The organism is Pseudomonas sp. WS 5059 (assembly GCF_012985525.1).
Classification (GTDB): domain Bacteria; phylum Pseudomonadota; class Gammaproteobacteria; order Pseudomonadales; family Pseudomonadaceae; genus Aquipseudomonas.
Genome location: NZ_JAAQWO010000001.1, coordinates 947632 through 963446, shown reverse-complemented (window position 1 = coordinate 963446; position 15815 = coordinate 947632). Strand labels below are relative to the sequence as shown.

The window sequence follows — 15815 nt, the reverse complement described above, 5'->3', positions numbered from 1 at the left end:
TGCCGGTGCCAACTGGCAGCATGGGCGTCATAAAAACCGGAGAAAGCCCATGAAAGTCATCATCGCCCCCGACTCGTTCAAGGACAGCCTGAGTGCCGAAGGCGTGGCCCAGGCCATTGCCGAAGGCCTGGCTGAGGTTTGGCCGCAGGCCGAATTGATCCAGTGCCCGATGGCGGACGGCGGTGAAGGCACGGTGGAGTCGGTGCTCGCGGCCTGCCATGGCCAGTTGCGCAGTTGCACCGTGCAAGGCCCGTTGGGCGGCGCCGTTGAGGCGCGCTGGGGCTGGTTGGCCGAAAGTGCCACGGCAATCATCGAAATGGCCGAAGCCAGCGGCCTGCAACTGGTCCCGCGGGAGCAGCGCGATGCCTGTTCCAGCAGCACCTTTGGCACCGGTGAGCTGATCCGCGCCGCCCTGGATGCCGGGGCCCGGCGGATCATCCTGGCGATTGGCGGCAGTGCCACCAATGACGGCGGCGCCGGTGCCATGCAGGCCCTTGGCGTGCAACTGCTCGACGCCCAAGGCCACAGCCTGGCGCGTGGCGGCCTGGCCCTGGCGCACCTGGCACGGATCAATCTTGAGCAGCTGGACCCGCGCCTGGCCCAGGTGCGTTTCGATATCGCCGCCGACGTCAACAACCCCCTGTGCGGCCCCCACGGTGCCTCGGCGATTTTCGGCCCGCAAAAAGGCGCCAACCCACACCAGGTCGAGCAGCTGGACCAGGCCCTCGGACACTTCGCCGACCACTGCGCCGAAGTCTTGCCCCGGGACGTGCGCGACGAGCCGGGCAGCGGCGCGGCCGGTGGCCTGGGCTTTGCCGCCAAGGCCTTCCTCGGCGCTAGGTTTCGTGCGGGCGTGGAGGTGGTCGCCGACCTGGTGGGCCTGGAACACGCCATGCGCGGCGCCGACCTGGTGATCACCGGCGAAGGCCGCTTCGACGCCCAGACCCTGCGCGGTAAAACCCCGTTTGGCGTGGCGCGGGTGGCCAAGCAGCACGGTGTTGCGGTGATCGTTATCGCCGGCACGCTGGGCGAGGGCTACGAGCAGATGTATGCCCATGGCGTCGACGCCGCGTTTGCCTTGCCTGGCGGGCCGATGAGCCTGGAGCAGGCCTGCAGCGAAGCGCCGCGGTTGCTGCGTGAGCGGGCGGCGGACATTGCGCGAGTGTGGCGCTTGGGCGCGCAGCGCAGTGGCGGATGACAGCGCTTGCTATCGCCGCCTACACTGATCGGCCACTTGTCTTTCAAAGGATGAAACACAATGCCTACACCTGACACCAATATCGTGATCCAGCGCTTTGCCGAAAGCCATCTTCAAGGCATGCATGCGCTCTACAACGATCCGGCCGTGTGCCGTCAGGTGCTGCAGATGCCGTTCCAGTCGCTGGAGGTGTGGCGCAAGCGCCTGGCCGATACCAATGAGCGACTGCTCAGGCTGGTGGCGGTGCAGGCGGGTGAGGTGCTTGGCAGTTGCACCCTGGAGCAGTACGCGCGCAGTCGGCAAAGCCATGTCGGCAGCATCGGCATGGGTGTGGCGGTGGCCTGGCAGGGCAAGGGGGTGGGCACCCAGTTGCTGGGCGCGGCGCTGGAGGTGGCCGACAACTGGATGAACCTGCACCGGGTGGAACTGACGGTGTATGTCGACAACGAGCCGGCCCAGGCGTTGTACCGCAAGTTCGGTTTCGAGACTGAAGGCCGGCTGCGCGATTACGCCGTGCGCGACGGCGTATTTGTCGATGCCCTGAGCATGGCCCGCCTGCGTCAGACCGCCTGATCGCCCAGGGCAAACGCCACCGCAGCCTGCGCATGCAGCAAGGTGGTGTCCAGCAGCGGCAGCTCGCTGTGCTCGGGCTTGATCAGCAGGCCGATCTCGGTACACCCCAGGATAATCGCCTGGGCGCCACGGGCCGCGAGGTTGGCGATGGCCTGCTGGTAAACCTGGCGTGAGGCTTCGCTGATTACTCCGACGCACAACTCTTCATAAATGATCCGGTGCACGGCGTGGCGTTCTGCTGCGTCGGGCACCAGCACGTGCAAGCCCTGGGCTGCCAGGCGCGCCTTGAGAAAATCCTGTTCCATGGTAAACGCCGTGCCCAGCAGGCCAACGGTCAGGGTCTGGGCCTTGACCGCCGCCGCGCCCGCCGCATCGGCAATGTGCAGGAACGGCACCGACACGCCAGCTTCGATCTGCGGCGCCACCAGATGCATGGTGTTGGTACACAGCACGATGCAGTCCGCGCCACCGGCCTGCAGGCGGCGTGCGGCGTCTTGCAGGATCAGCGCCGCGTCATCCCAGCGCCCGGCGTGCTGGGCTTGTTCCACCGGGCCGAAGTCGACGCTGTACAGCAGGATTTGTGCCGAGCGCAGCGGCCCCAACCGGTCGCGTACCTGCTGGTTGATGATCCGGTAATACTCGGCGCTGGACTCCCAGCTCATGCCGCCGATAAGGCCGATGGTGCGCATGCAAAGCTCCTCAAGCTGTTGGGCGAAAGCCACACCTTACCCAACACGCGAGCGTTAGTCATACGCGCCGGTGCAGCATCTGCCATGATCGTTGTTTGCAGCCCCCGAGGAACACCGCAATGGACGATGTACAGCAATTGGGCGAGATGCTTCGTCATTACGCCGACAGCGAAGCGCACAAGCGCCAGCAGTTCGAGGTGCAGTCAGCCCGCTGGACCCAGAAAATCACTGAGCTGTACGGCGAGATCGAGCAGTGGTTGGCGCCGGTCAAGAGTGATGGTTTGCTGGAGGTGCAGCGTGAGGCTTATGTGGCGTCTGGCCCAAGCGTGCCGGTGGAGACTTCGACCTTCAAGACTGAGAAACTGACCATTCATATCGCGGGCAAACCGGTGGAATTTGTGCCGGATGTGATGGGGGCGGGTGGGTTGATTTCGTTGTCGGTCATGGGGCTGACCGCGGCCCGTTACGGCAGCATATCCCTCGTGCTGCTGCCGGGGTCCAATGATTGGTTGTGGAAGAAAACCAATGGCCTGAAAGACCCGGACACCTTTGCCTTCGATGCCAACTTCCTGGCCTTGCAGTTGCAGAGCCTGATCCCCCGCGAGCGCGGCTGATTCCCGGGCAAATGTGGGGGCAGGCTTGTGTGGGTTTGTGTGGGAGCGGGCTTGCCCGCGATAGCGGTGTGTCAGGCAAGTATTCCTAACCTGATATACCGCCATCGCAGCATGAGTATTTAGACCACTCTTTTCTGGGTTTGTGTACATATCCGTTGCTGCGGTCACGGCGGCTATTGGTTCCGCCCTTACGGCGGGTCACTTTTGAAGAGCGCAAAAGTAACCAAAACGCTCTTGCCCCACCACTCGGTACCTCGCCTAGGCTCGGCATGCCCGCAGTCAGGCATTGCTCCGTGGGCCCGCCGCGATCGGCCATCCATGGCCGTGTCGCGGCTACCCCGGCATCCTGCCGGGGTGCCCACTGCGCAATACCTGCCTGCGGCCATCGTGGTTAACGGGGCGCCTAAGATCAAAAGCAGAGCAACAGCAGAGCAACAGCAGAGCAACAGCAGAGCAACAGCAACAGCAGAACCAGAGCGCGAAGCTGCATTCCCCTGTAGGAGCTGGCTTGCCTGCGATGACGGTAGGTCTGCCAACAGATTCATCGACTGATACACCGCCATCGCAGGCAAGCCAGCTCCTACAGGGGTACGCGCACGCTTCGACGATCAGGTCGGCTGTCAGGCCGCCTCGCGTTGCTTGTGATTTTGATCTCAGCGCCCCGTTAAACCACGCTGGCCGTCATCCGATATTGATTTGGGGGGTAACCCGGCAGGACGCCGGGTTAGCCGCGCTGGGCCATGGATGGCCCATCGCGGCGGCCCCCCAAATCAATGTCGGATGACGGGCACACCGAGCCTAGGCGAGGTGCCGAGTGGTGGGGCAGGAGCCCTTTTGGTTACTTTTGGGGCTCTTTTCCAAAAGTGACCCGCCGTAAGGGCGGAACCCATAGTGGCCATGACCGCAGCAACGGATATGTACTCACACCCAACTACAAAAAAAGAGCGAGTTGTGTAGACACCTATGGCCATCGCGGGCAAGCCCGCTCCCACACAAGCCCGCTCCCACAAAAAGCCCAACACCGAGCTTTAGAGCTCGACATTACCCCAGCCCGGCTTGGCCTCCTCAGGTGCCACCGCCTTGACCTGTTTGCCTGTCGCCAGCTCCACCCGCCGCGCCACTTCCGGGTCGTCGGCAAACGGAATCAAGCTCGCGTCATCCAAGGTTTCCCCCGATTGCCCGCGCAGGCAGTACTCCACGGCGCCATACAGGCAGATCACCGCCGCCAGGTTGAAAATGACCTCCCACATCAGGCGATCTGCGCATCATTGTGCGCCACCTTCAGGTCGGCCACCCGTACGGTGCGCCAGGTGTTGTAGGCCATCAGCAACATGCCGCCAAGGAAGAACACCCCACCGGCAAACCGCACCACAAACCCCGGGTGGCTGGCCTGCAAGGCCTCTACGAACGAGTAGGTGAGGGTGCCGTCGTCGTTGACCGCCCGCCACATCAGGCCCTGGGTGATGCCGTTGACCCACATCGAGGCGATGTACAGCACCGTGCCGATGGTTGCCAGCCAGAAGTGCAGGTTGATCAGCGGCACGCTGTACATCTGCTCGCGACCGAAGATTTTCGGGATCATGTGGTACAGCGAGCCAAAGGTGATCATCGCCACCCAGCCCAGGGCACCCGCGTGGACGTGGCCGATGGTCCAGTCGGTGTAGTGGGACAGGGCGTTGACCGTCTTGATCGCCATCATCGGCCCCTCAAAGGTCGACATGCCGTAGAACGCCAACGACAACACCAGAAAGCGCAGGATCGGGTCGGTGCGCAATTTATGCCAGGCGCCCGACAGGGTCATCATGCCGTTGATCATCCCGCCCCAGCTGGGTGCCAGCAGGATCAGCGACATGGCCATGCCCAACGACTGCGCCCAGTCCGGCAGCGCGGTGTAGTGCAGGTGGTGGGGCCCCGCCCAGATATACAGGGTGATCAGCGCCCAGAAGTGCACGATGGACAGGCGATAGGAATACACCGGCCGCCCGACCTGCTTGGGCACGAAGTAATACATCATTCCCAGGAACCCGGTGGTCAGGAAGAACCCCACCGCGTTGTGCCCGTACCACCACTGCACCATGGCGTCGGTGGCGCCGGAATACACCGGGTAGGACTTGAACCAGTCCACCGGGATCGACAGGTGGTTGACCACATGCAGCATGGCGATCACCACGATAAACGCGCCGAAGAACCAGTTGCCGACGTAGATGTGCTGGGTCTTGCGCTGCACCACGGTGGTGAAGAACACAATGGCGTAGGCCACCCACACCACGGTCATCCACACCGCGCCGGAGAATTCGATCTCGGCGTATTCCTTGGTGGTGGTGTAGCCCAGGGGCAGAGTGATCAGCATGATCACAATTACCGACTGCCAACCCCAGAACGTAAAGGCGGCGAGCCAGTCGCTATACAGGCGCACCTGGCAGGTACGTTGCACCGCGTAGTAGCTGGCGGCAAATTGCGCGCTGCCGGCAAAGCCGAAAATCACCAGGCTGGTGTGCAGTGGCCGCAACCGGCCAAAGGTGGTCCAGGGCAGGTCCAGGTTCATGTCCGGCCACACCAGTTGGGAGGCGATCCATACGCCCATGGCCATGCCGATAACGCCCCATACCACGGTGGCGATGACGAATTGACGGACAACCTTATAGTTATAGGCCTGCCCGGTTGATGCTGTGCTCATGGTCAGTCTTCCACGGTTTCAAGTCCCGGGCACTGTAGGAAATCCATGAAAAACAAAACAGGCTCAGAAAAACTACATTAATACGGATCAGAATTTATCCCTTAAAACATGGGGTATTGCACAGCTGATATGGTTTTTTAGTTTTTAGCTGAATCTGTGACGCATTGAGCTGTAAGTGCATAGTCGCTCCCATAGAAACCGCTGCCGTCGAGCGCGGTCAGCCATGATGAGGTAGCGAGATGTATCGGTACGATGAGTACGACCGGGCCCTGGTCTTCGAGCGTGTGGCGCAGTTTCGTGATCAGGTCGAACGGTTTGTCGCTGGCGACCTGAGCGAAGAAGAATTCCTGCCGCTGCGCCTGCAAAACGGCCTGTACCTGCAAAAACATGCCTATATGCTGCGGGTGGCGATCCCCTACGGCACCCTCGGTGCGCAGCAGTTGCGCACCCTGGCGAGCATTGCCCGGGATTACGATCGCGGCTACGGCCACTTCACCACGCGCCAGAACATGCAGTTCAACTGGATCGAGTTGCAGCAGGTGCCTGACATCCTCCAGCGCCTGGCCGAAGTCGACATGCATGCGATCCAGACCTCCGGCAACTGCGTGCGCAACATCACCACCGAAGCCTTTGCCGGGGTGGCCGCCGACGAGTTGCTGGACCCGCGCCCGCTCGCGGAAATCCTGCGGCAATGGTCGACCATCAACCCCGAATTCCTGTTCTTGCCGCGCAAGTTCAAGATCGCCATCTGCTCGGCGCGCCAGGATCGGGCGGCGATCATGATGCATGACATCGGCCTCTATCTTTACCAGGACGCCGGCGGCCACATGCTGTTGCGCGTGCTGGTAGGCGGCGGCCTTGGGCGCACGCCGATCCTCGGCTTGCAGATTCGCGACGGCTTGCCCTGGCAGCACCTGCTGTCGTACGTCGAGGCGGTGCTGCGCGTGTACAACCGCCATGGCCGGCGCGATAACAAGTACAAGGCGCGAATCAAGATCCTGGTCAAGGCCCTGGGCATCGAGGCGTTTTCCCGGGAGGTGGAGGAGGAGTGGCAACACCTGCGCGACGGCCCGGCGCAATTGACCGAGGATGAGTACCAGCGCGTGGCCTCGGCCTTTGTACCACCGCATTATCAGGCGCTGCCCGACACCGACCTGGACTTTGGCACACACATGGCCGACAGCCCGGCGTTCGCGCGCTGGGTGACACGTAACGTGCAGCCCCATAAAGTGCCGGGCTACAGCAGTGTGGTGCTGTCCACCAAGCCGGGGATTGCCGCGCCGCCGGGCGACGTGACGGCCGAGCAGATGGACGCCGTGGCGCAGTGGGCCGAGCAGTTCGGCTTTGGCGAAATCCGCATCGCCCATGAACAGAACATCGTACTGCCGGATGTGCCCAAGGCGCGGCTGCATGCGTTGTGGTCCCTGGCCTGTGAGCAGGGCCTGGGCAGCGCCAATGTCGGCTTGCTGACCGACATCATCGCCTGCCCCGGCGGCGACTTCTGTGCCCTGGCCAACGCCAAGTCGATCCCCATCGCCCAGGCGATCCAGCAGCGTTTCGACAACCTCGACTACCTGCATGACCTGGGTGATATCAGCCTGAATATCTCCGGCTGCATCAATGCCTGTGGGCATCACCACATCGGCAATATCGGCATCCTGGGCGTCGATAAAAATGGCAGCGAGTGGTACCAGATCACCCTGGGCGGCGCCCAGGGCAAGGCCAGTGCGCTGGGCAAGGTGATTGGCCCTTCGTTCAGCGCCGCACAGATCCCGGATGTGATCTCACGCCTGATCGCCACCTACGTCCGCTACCGGGAGAGCGACGAACCCTTTATCGACACCGTGCAACGCATCGGCCTGGAGCCGTTCAAGGAGCGGGTGTATGGCAGCGTGGTGCAACCGGTATGAACAATCTGTTGAGCCTGGAACAGGGCGTGGCCCTTATCAAGCAGGATGACCCCTGGACCCTGGTGCGCGACGCCGCCGAACCGCTGCCCGATGGCCCGTTGATCCTGCCGCTGGCTCTGTGGCTGAGCCGGCGTATTGCGCCAGAGCCGCCGCAGGACGCGGTGTGGCTCGGCCCGGACGATGAAGTCGAACACCTGCAGCCGTGGTTGGAGGTGTTGCCGCTGATTGCCCTGGACTTCCCCAGCTTTCGCGATGGCCGGGCCTACAGCCAGGCCTATCTGCTGCGCACGCGCATGGGCTGGCAGGGCGAGTTGCGGGCGGTGGGGGATGTGCTGCGCGACCAACTGAGCCATATGCGCCAGTGTGGATTCGACGGGTTCGCCGTGCGCGAGGACAAGTCGGCCGTCGACGCACTCAAGGGCCTGGCGGGCATGAGCGTGAGCTATGGCCGCTCGGTGATTGAGCCGCGGCCGCTGTTTCGGCGGCGGCAGGTGCTTACTTCAATGCCGGGTCGCCAGGATTGAGTTTTTTCCAGCCCTGCATCACCACTTGCGCCTTGGGTTCCTGATTGTTCTCCAGGTAGTACTGGATCAGCGACAGCCGCGCGTTACGGTTATACGGTTGGCGCTGGAGCAGTGCTTCCAACTGCTGGCAGGCCTTGTCGACCTGACCACCGTCGTGCAACGCCACCGCCAGCACAAAGCTGTACTGCCCGTTGCCCGGTTCCAGGCGGGCGGCTTCGCGCAAGTGCGTCAGCGCCGACGGCGTATGGCCCTGGCGAATCAGCATCAACCCTTGGGTATGTTGCAGCAGCGCGGCCTCGGGATGTTGCTTGAGGTTTTCGGCAACCAGGCGGCGGGCTTCTTCGCCCCGGCCATTGGCCTCCAGCCACTGTGCGAGGGTCACCAGCGCCGGGTAGAAGTCCGGGTCGCGCAGCAGCGCCGTGCGCAGTTGGGCTTCGACCAGGCCGGCGCGCCCGCTGGCCTGGTACAGCATGGCCAGGTTGAGGTTGGCTTCGGCGCGCTCTTGCAGGCTCCGTTGCACGTTCTCGTATTCACCGATGGCCTGTTCCCAGGCCGGGCCCAGGCCTTGAGCTGCGACGCTGAGCAGATCCCGCGCGGCGAGAATGCGCACCGCCCGCACCGGGTCCTTGAGCAAGGGGCGATACAGCGCCACGCGCTCGGCAGGCGGCAGCAAGGCGCCGGCCGCCCGAAGCGCACTCTCGCGCACCTGTGGGGCAGGGTGGCCCAGGTCTTTGGTCGCCAGCTTCAACGCCTGCTCACTGGGGTAGTTGGGCAACTCGGCCAGCAGCGTGGCGCGTTGGATCGCCGGCAGGTTGCTGCGCGCCAATTGCTCATACAACGCGTGTGCCGCACCCGGCTGGCCGCCGCGAATCAGCGCCAGGCTTTCGTCGTAGCGTGGGGCCTGGAGTGTCTGGCTGTGGTCCCACAGTTTGAATTGTGCGCTGATCTTGTCGCCGGCCTTGCCCTGGTGGCAGCTCAGGCAGGCGTCCGGGGTGCCGAGCCTGGCGGCGCGCTCGGGGTTGGGGATGCTGAAGCTGTGGTCATGGCGAAAGTCGTTGCCCATGTAGAACTTGCCGGGCATATGACAATCGACGCAAAACGAGCCGGGCTGCCCGGCGACATGGCGCGTGTGTTCCGGCGCTTCGTAATTCCTGGCCTGTAACCCGCGACCATCTACCGAGGCAACCGCAGTCTTGCCCGCCGTGTTGTGACATTGCAGGCACACACCGTTGCCGGGGGCCTTCAACTGGTTGCTATGGGGGTTATGGCAGTCGGTGCAGCGCACGCCCTTGTCGGCCATCTTGCTCTGGGCGAAGGAGCCGTGCTCAAACACTTCGTCCTTGATCTTGCCGTCCAGGGCATACAACTCGCGGGTCAGCACGCTGGGCAGGTAATCATCCATCAGGCGCTTGCCCACGGTATAGCCGTCACCCAGTGGGGCGCGGCGTGCATGGCAGCGGGCGCAGGTTTCAAGCTCGACGGTGGCGTCCTTGTCCTTCAAGTCCACGGCAAAGCCTGCATGCAACAGGTCGCCTTTCTTCGCTGCCCATTGCACATGGTTCGAGGCCGGGCCATGGCAGGCCTGGCAGCCGACACCGAGGCTGTTCCACTGGCTGTCGAAGCGGTTGTTGGGCGCATCGAAATTGCGCTGGTAGCCGGTGGTGTGGCATTCCACGCACATGAAGTTGGCGTTTTGACTCGGCTTGCTCCAGTGCAACGGGTTCTTGAAGTTCACGCCCTGGCCGGGATAGAGGTGGAACCAGCGGTTTTTTTCGGTATCCCAGGCCACGCCCAAGGCCTGCAAGCGTCCGTCGCCGACCTCGATCAGGTACTGCTGCAAAGGGGCGATGCCGAAGGTGTAGGCGACCTTGAAGTCGGCAGGCTTGCCATCGACCCCCGGGGTGTTGACCCAGAACTCATCGCCCCGGCGCAGGAAGCGAGTGGTTTCGCCTTCGCCCTGGAACGAGGCATTGTTGAAATCGGCCGGTACCGTCTGGGGGGTTGCCTGCTGCATTGCCAGTTGATGGTGAGAACCTTGCCAGTCCTTGGCCTGGGGTTGATGGCAGCCCTGGCATTGCTGCTCGTCCACCATGTGCGCAGGCGGCGTCGGCGGTTTAGCCACAACAGCCACTGGTGTGGGCGCCGGCAGCGGCAGCTTGGGCGTACTGGCCTGGAGGAACAGCCAGATCGCGGCCATCGCCAGTAGCAAAACGGCAATCAACAGTGGGTAGAGATAACGACGGGATGAATCACGGTGGTTGACCTTGGGCATGCGACTTCCGATGTCCGATGCATTGACGCTCTATGGCGTGCTTAAGCTGTGTGCAGCTTTGACGCAGGTCAGGGCCCTGTCAAATCAGGGGTGTGAAATAAGCCGCACTTATGTGCCAGTAGTAGGATATTTTTCCAGAGTTGGCTATACCTGTTACTTCACGTTTCGACGATAAACGCCAAGGAGTTGCGCCATGAAGCTAGGGCTCATGATCAGTACGCTGTGTATTGCCTCACTCGGGGTGACCGGGTGTGCAAGTAAAGTCCCGCAGCCGGATGAGTATTCGGGATTTCTGTCCGACTACAGCCAGTTGCGCGAAGCCAAGTCGCCGTCGGGCGCAGAGGTGATGCGCTGGGTCGATCCCAAGCTCAATCTGAACCGCTACACCTCGGTGTATATCGAGCCGACTCAATTTTTCCCCAAGCCCCAGGCCACCGCGCAAATCCCCGAAGACACCTTGCGCAGCATCAACGAGTACTACAACCAGGCGCTCAAGCGTGAGCTGGTCAAGTCCTTGCCATTGGCCAACGCCCCGGGACCTGGGGTGATTGTGGTGCGGGCGGCGATCACAGCGGTCAGCCGCAAGACCGAAAGCCTCAAGCCGTACGAGTACATTCCAGTCGCCCTGGTGGCAGCAGCGGTGAGCACCGGCACCGGGATTCGTGACCAGGAAACCACCCTGGGCACCGAGGCGCAGTTTCTCGATGGCGACAGTGGCCGGGTGATCGCCCAGGTCGTGCGCAAAGGCACGGGCAAGCCTTTGGACAACGATACCCAGGTGATGAAAGCGGCGGATGTGAAGGCGGTGATGGATGGCTGGGCGGCGGATCTGCACCAGTCCTACCTCAAGCTCAAGGCCAAGTAACCCACCCAACGCCTACAGGGAATGGGGCTTCGCGCTCCAGCTCTGCTTTTGATCCTGATCTTGGGCGCCCCGGCATGGATACCGGGGTAGCCGCGACACGGCCATGAGTGGCCGTTATCGCAGCAATGGATATGTGCACAAGCCCAAGAACCACTACACAGTTGTGTAGATACTCATGCTCATGGGCGGCAAGCCAGCCCCACCCATCAATCCCCGACAAACCACCGGTAATACGGATTGGCCCCATCCTCCTGCAACACCTGGCGGATATCCCGGCCCCAGGCCGCACGATCACCGTCATAGGCGTGCAGGCTGGCGCGGTAGAACTGCATCAGGCGTTGTTGTTCGGCATCCAGGGTGCGCAGCAATGCCCCATCGGCATTCAGCAAGGGCGCAGGCACTCGCAAGTCGAGCAAGGCCGGCAACACCCGCTTGATCTCCTGGCTGCGCACCCACGGGGCATATTCGATACGCGGCTGGTCATCGGTGACGGCCAGGGCCTGCCCGGCAAAGCGCTCCAGCCCGTTGCGATCGGTAACCCAGGTCGCCAGCAGGGTCGCGGCCGAATCAATGCCAACCTCGGCCAGGGCGCTGCGCACCGGGGCTTGCTCGAAGCGCTGGCGAATACGCGCGGCGTCCAGCTCGATTGGCTCCATGGAGCCCACCAACAGCATCTCGTGGAACTCGCTGGTCCACAGCGTGGCGTAGGGGAACACGTCGAGGAAGCTGCGCACCAATGATTGCGAGTCTTCGATGTTCTGCGTCGGCAGCGGTAGCCACTGGGCCAGCAGGCCGTGTTTTTCCAGGCGCCGCGCGGCCAGTTGGTAGAAGTCGCGCGAGTACAGGTTGACCACGCCGGCGGCGGAGGGCGGTGGTGGTTCCAGGGTGATCAAGTCATAGGCCTGGGGGCTGCGCAGCAGTTCCTGGCGACCGTCGCGCAAGCGCACCTGCACGCCGGAATCGCTGGCAGCGTTGTAGTTGCCCTTGAACAGCGGCGCCGCTTGCACCACAGCAGGCAGCAGTTCTGCGACGACCCGTTGCTCCAGCCCCGGATAACGCAACAGTGCGCCGGCAGTGATGCCGGTGCCAAAGCCGATCACCAGCGCCGCACGGGGCTCGGCGTTATGGATCAGTAACGGCAGCAGGGCCTGGATGCGCATATAGCGCAGGGACGGCATGGCGTCGCCGGTGTTGGACACGCCCTGGATGTACAGGCGCTGAAAGGCCCGAGTGCCCTTGCCCTGGGTGACCACCGCGACGGTCGCGCCACGGCCTTCCTGGTAAAACGCCAGGCTGGCATTGCGTGCGCCGGGCAGCAGGTTGGCCAGGCGGTCCACCGGGGTCAGCAGGGCCACGGCCAATGACAGCAGGCCGATGGCCGCCACGGCCTGGCGGCGACCTTTTTTAACCCCATGGCCACGGCGCACCGCGATGTAGCCCACCACGCCGGCAATCACCGCCAGCAGGCCCAGGGTGCGCACCAGGCCGAGCCAGGGGATCAGCACAAAGCCGCAGAGCATCACCCCGACAATCCCGCCCAGGGTGTTGAACGCCACCACCGCGCCCACGTCCCGGCCTACCTGCGCGCCGCCCACACTCAGGCGCAGCGCCAGGGGAAACGCCGCGCCGAGCAACAAGGTGGGCACAAACACAATGCACAAGGCGGCCATTGCAAAGCGTGCGCTCATGCCTGGCAATTCGCTGCCACCGAAGCTCAGTACCAGCGCTTCAGCCTGGGTTTGCAGGAGCACCAGCCAACGGCCCAGCAGGGCGATTTCCAGCAGGGCCACCAACCCGGCACCGGCAATCAGCAGACCGAAGACGCCCCACGGATCGCGAATGCGTGCGACCCGGCGCGCCATCAGTTGGCTGCCGATAAACAGCCCGGCCAGGTAGGTGGCCAGCACCACGGCAAAGGCATAGGTGCGGGTACTCATGAATTGCACGATGGACTGCGACCAGACCACTTCATAACCCAGGGCCACGCCGCCGGCGATGGCATACAGCACCAGCGCCAGGCGCGCCGGTTGGGTCTTGGACGGGGCATTGACCGACGTTGCGCGATGGCGCACGTACAACAAGGCGCCGACGGCGGCGAGCAGGTTGAGCAAGGCGGCCACCAGGGCACTGCCGCGCACGCCAAAGGTGGCGATCAGCACAAAGGCCGTGAGCAAGGTGCCAACGATGGCCCCGGCGGTGTTGGCCGCATACAGCCGGCCACCGGCCTGGCCCAGGTCCTTGGCATCGACGTTGAGGGCGCGCACCAGCACCGGCAGCGTGCCGCCCATCAACAGCGCAGGCAGGCCCACCAGGGCGAAAGGCAGGACCCAGGCCAACAGGCCGATGCGCTGTTCCAGCCAGGCAAACGGGCTGGCGGCCATGCCCAGGGCCAGCGTGGCGCTGACTCCGAGCACGGCGACGAGAATTTCCAGAGCGGCGTAAAGCACCAGCGGCCGTGCGAGCCGATCGGCCCAGCGGCCAAACAGCCAGCTACCCAGGGCCAGCCCGGCAAAGAAGGCACTGATCCCGGTGGTGATGGCATAGACCTCGACCCCAACCACCAGTGACAGCTGCTTGATCCAGAGCACCTGGTACACCAGAGCGGCGCTGCCGGAGATGAACAGCAGCAGGGCGGGGATCAGCAGGGTGGAGGTCTGGAGACGGGCCAGGGGTTGGCTGGCAGTGCGTGAAGACATTGCAGATTGCCTTGTTCAAAGGGAACAAATATTTCAAAACTGGCGAAGATGCCCGGTGCAAACCGGGTTTAGTGTGGGAGCGGGCTTGCCCGCGATAGTGCAGTGTCAATCAATGCATTAGGTGACTGATCCACCGCTATCGCGGGCAAGCCCGCTCCCACACAAGCCCGCTCCGACCTTTTACTGCGCCGGCGCTGCCTTCATTTTCTCGGCGATTTTCGCATCCACCGCCGCGCGAATCTGGTCGATGCTGAAGCTCGCCGGTTTCTGGCTGGGTGGGTACTCGATGAAGGTTTCGAGGAAGGCCGCCGATTTGGTCACCGCGACGCCCGCCAGGTACACGTTCTTGGTGCTCCAGTCGTAATACTGGTCAGACACCACGTCCGCCCGCTCGTACGGGTCCATGCGCAAGTTGAGGATCTTCGGCACCCGCAGGCACACGAACGGCTCGCTCCAGACCCGGAAACCGCCAGGCTGGCGTTGTTCGCAGAACACCACTTTCCAGTTGTCGAAGCGCATCGATACCAGCACCCCGTCGTCGTTGAAGTAGTAGAACTCGTTGCGTGCGCCTTTAGGTTGCTGGCCGGTCAGGTACGGCAGTTGGTTGAAGCCGTCCAGGTGCACTTTGAAGTTGGCGCCGCCCGCGACCGGGGCCCAGCCTTTGAGCAGCTTGTCCTTGACCTCGGTATCGCCGGCCGCCGCGAGCAGGGTCGGGAACCAGTCCATGCCCGAGAGCATTTCGTTGGAGACTTCGCCGCCCTTGATCTTGCCCGGCCAGCGAATGATCGCCGGCACCCGGTAGGCGCCTTCCCAGTTGGAGTTCTTCTCGTTGCGAAACGGCGTGGTTGCCGCGTCCGGCCAGGAGAACTGGTTGGGCCCGTTATCGGTGGTGTAGACCACGATGGTGTTGTCGGCGATTTTCAGGTCGTCGAGGGTCTGCAGGAGTTTGCCGACGTCACCGTCGTGCTCCAGCATGCCATCGGCGTACTCGTTGCCGGGCATGCCGCTCTGGCCCTTCATCGAGTCGCGCACGTGGGTGAACACGTGCATGCGCGTGGTGTTCATCCAGACAAAGAACGGCTTGTCGGCCTCGGCCTGTTTCTTGATGAACGCCTGGGCGGCGGCGGTGGTTTCGTCGTCGATGGTTTCCATGCGCTTGGTGGTCAAGGCGCCGGTGTCTTCGATCTTGCCGTCGGCAAAGCTGTGAATCACCCCACGTGGAGTGTTGGCCTTGACGAAGGCCGCGTCGTCCTTGGGCCAGTAAGGGCGTTCCGGCTCTTCTTCGGCATTGAGGTGGTACAGGTTGCCGAAGAACTCATCGAAACCATGGTTGGTGGGCAGGTACTCATCGCGGTCGCCCAAGTGGTTCTTGCCGAATTGCCCGGTGGCGTAGCCCTGGGACTTGAGCGCCTGGGCGATGGTGATATCGCGCTTTTGCAGGCCCACCGGTGCACCGGGAATGCCGACCTTGGACAAGCCAGTGCGCAACGGCGTCTGGCCGGTAATAAAGGACGAGCGCCCGGCGGTGCAACTGTTCTCCGCGTAATAGTCGGTGAACATCATGCCTTCCTTGGCGATACGGTCGATGTTCGGGGTCTTGTAGCCCACGACGCCCATGGAATAGGCGCTGATATTGGTTTGCCCGATGTCATCGCCGAATATCACCAGGATATTCGGCTTTTCGGCGGCCAGGGCTGTCGCCCCGACCCCCATCACTGAAACCGCCACCAGGGCCAGTTTCGGTAGCCACTTGCATATGCGAGTCATGAGACCTGCTCCTTTATCGGCTTGAGTCGC

Annotated in this window: 12 protein-coding genes; 6 read left to right on the top strand and 6 right to left on the bottom strand. The window is 63.1% G+C overall.

Annotated elements, in window-relative coordinates; genetic code table 11:
• Window positions 1–49: 49 nt before the first annotated feature.
• Window positions 50–1198 carry a glycerate kinase gene (locus HBO12_RS04045; protein WP_170041517.1) on the top strand — a complete coding sequence of 383 codons (1149 nt, stop codon included), beginning with the start codon at window positions 50–52 and terminating at the stop codon, window positions 1196–1198.
• A 60-nt stretch (window positions 1199–1258) separates the two neighbouring features.
• Window positions 1259–1771: a GNAT family N-acetyltransferase gene (locus HBO12_RS04040; RefSeq protein WP_170041516.1), complete on the top strand. Its 513-nt coding sequence runs from the start codon at window positions 1259–1261 to the stop codon at window positions 1769–1771.
• Here the strand turns inward: HBO12_RS04040 and HBO12_RS04035 are convergent.
• Complete coding sequence (locus HBO12_RS04035) at window positions 1759–2460, bottom strand: aspartate/glutamate racemase family protein (RefSeq protein ID WP_170041515.1); 702 nt, start codon at window positions 2458–2460, stop codon at window positions 1759–1761. The two genes, HBO12_RS04040 and HBO12_RS04035, sit on opposite strands and share 13 nt — an antisense overlap.
• A gap of 119 nt (window positions 2461–2579) precedes the next feature.
• On the opposite strand from HBO12_RS04035, the gene HBO12_RS04030 reads away from it, so the two are divergent.
• On the top strand, window positions 2580–3074 hold the full coding sequence (locus tag HBO12_RS04030; protein ID WP_169955882.1) for a hypothetical protein: 495 nt from the start codon (window positions 2580–2582) through the stop codon (window positions 3072–3074).
• A 1028-nt stretch (window positions 3075–4102) separates the two neighbouring features.
• Here HBO12_RS04030 and HBO12_RS04025 read toward each other — a convergent pair.
• Window positions 4103–4324 carry a cbb3-type cytochrome c oxidase subunit 3 gene (locus HBO12_RS04025; RefSeq protein ID WP_170041514.1) on the bottom strand — a complete coding sequence of 74 codons (222 nt, stop codon included), beginning with the start codon at window positions 4322–4324 and terminating at the stop codon, window positions 4103–4105.
• Window positions 4324–5751 (bottom strand): cytochrome-c oxidase, cbb3-type subunit I, encoded by a 1428-nt coding sequence (ccoN, locus tag HBO12_RS04020; RefSeq protein WP_170041513.1) that lies wholly within the window; start codon window positions 5749–5751, stop codon window positions 4324–4326. Before ccoN ends, HBO12_RS04025 begins: the two co-directional genes overlap by 1 nt.
• 239 nt (window positions 5752–5990) lie before the next feature.
• On the opposite strand from ccoN, the gene HBO12_RS04015 reads away from it, so the two are divergent.
• Together HBO12_RS04015 and HBO12_RS04010 are read left to right on the top strand one after the other, a co-directional pair.
• Window positions 5991–7661, top strand: coding sequence for a nitrite/sulfite reductase (locus HBO12_RS04015; protein WP_170041512.1), 1671 nt, complete (start codon window positions 5991–5993; stop codon window positions 7659–7661).
• Window positions 7658–8185 (top strand): DUF934 domain-containing protein, encoded by a 528-nt coding sequence (locus HBO12_RS04010; protein WP_170041511.1) that lies wholly within the window; start codon window positions 7658–7660, stop codon window positions 8183–8185. The genes HBO12_RS04015 and HBO12_RS04010 overlap by 4 nt, the downstream gene beginning before the upstream one ends.
• On the opposite strand, the gene HBO12_RS04005 is transcribed toward HBO12_RS04010, so the two are convergent.
• A complete protein-coding gene (locus tag HBO12_RS04005; protein WP_170041510.1) occupies window positions 8157–10457 on the bottom strand; it encodes a tetratricopeptide repeat protein in 2301 nt (766 codons plus the stop codon). The genes HBO12_RS04010 and HBO12_RS04005 overlap by 29 nt on opposite strands.
• A 193-nt stretch (window positions 10458–10650) precedes the next feature.
• Here HBO12_RS04005 and HBO12_RS04000 point away from each other — a divergent pair, with 193 nt between their 5' ends.
• Window positions 10651–11322 carry a DUF3313 domain-containing protein gene (locus HBO12_RS04000; protein ID WP_169952527.1) on the top strand — a complete coding sequence of 224 codons (672 nt, stop codon included), beginning with the start codon at window positions 10651–10653 and terminating at the stop codon, window positions 11320–11322.
• 206 nt (window positions 11323–11528) lie between these two features.
• On the opposite strand, the gene HBO12_RS03995 is transcribed toward HBO12_RS04000, so the two are convergent.
• A complete protein-coding gene (locus HBO12_RS03995; protein ID WP_170041509.1) occupies window positions 11529–14018 on the bottom strand; it encodes a fused MFS/spermidine synthase in 2490 nt (829 codons plus the stop codon).
• 180 nt (window positions 14019–14198) lie between these two features.
• Window positions 14199–15785, bottom strand: coding sequence for an arylsulfatase (locus tag HBO12_RS03990; protein ID WP_169952525.1), 1587 nt, complete (start codon window positions 15783–15785; stop codon window positions 14199–14201).
• Between the last annotated feature and the right edge of the window lie 30 nt (window positions 15786–15815).

Bases quoted from the DNA above. Each gene is read 5' to 3' on its own strand.
- HBO12_RS04010 (WP_170041511.1), top strand. From the start codon at position 7,658: ATGAACAATCTGTTGAGCCTGGAACAGGGCGTGGCCCTTATCAAGCAG.
- HBO12_RS03995 (WP_170041509.1), bottom strand. From the start codon at position 14,018: ATGTCTTCACGCACTGCCAGCCAACCCCTGGCCCGTCTCCAGACCTCC.
- HBO12_RS04005 (WP_170041510.1), bottom strand. From the start codon at position 10,457: ATGCCCAAGGTCAACCACCGTGATTCATCCCGTCGTTATCTCTACCCA.
- HBO12_RS04015 (WP_170041512.1), top strand. From the start codon at position 5,991: ATGTATCGGTACGATGAGTACGACCGGGCCCTGGTCTTCGAGCGTGTG.
- HBO12_RS04035 (WP_170041515.1), bottom strand. From the start codon at position 2,460: ATGCGCACCATCGGCCTTATCGGCGGCATGAGCTGGGAGTCCAGCGCC.
- HBO12_RS04025 (WP_170041514.1), bottom strand. From the start codon at position 4,324: ATGTGGGAGGTCATTTTCAACCTGGCGGCGGTGATCTGCCTGTATGGC.
- HBO12_RS04030 (WP_169955882.1), top strand. From the start codon at position 2,580: ATGGACGATGTACAGCAATTGGGCGAGATGCTTCGTCATTACGCCGAC.
- HBO12_RS03990 (WP_169952525.1), bottom strand. From the start codon at position 15,785: ATGACTCGCATATGCAAGTGGCTACCGAAACTGGCCCTGGTGGCGGTT.
- HBO12_RS04040 (WP_170041516.1), top strand. From the start codon at position 1,259: ATGCCTACACCTGACACCAATATCGTGATCCAGCGCTTTGCCGAAAGC.
- HBO12_RS04045 (WP_170041517.1), top strand. From the start codon at position 50: ATGAAAGTCATCATCGCCCCCGACTCGTTCAAGGACAGCCTGAGTGCC.
- HBO12_RS04000 (WP_169952527.1), top strand. From the start codon at position 10,651: ATGAAGCTAGGGCTCATGATCAGTACGCTGTGTATTGCCTCACTCGGG.
- ccoN (WP_170041513.1), bottom strand. From the start codon at position 5,751: ATGAGCACAGCATCAACCGGGCAGGCCTATAACTATAAGGTTGTCCGT.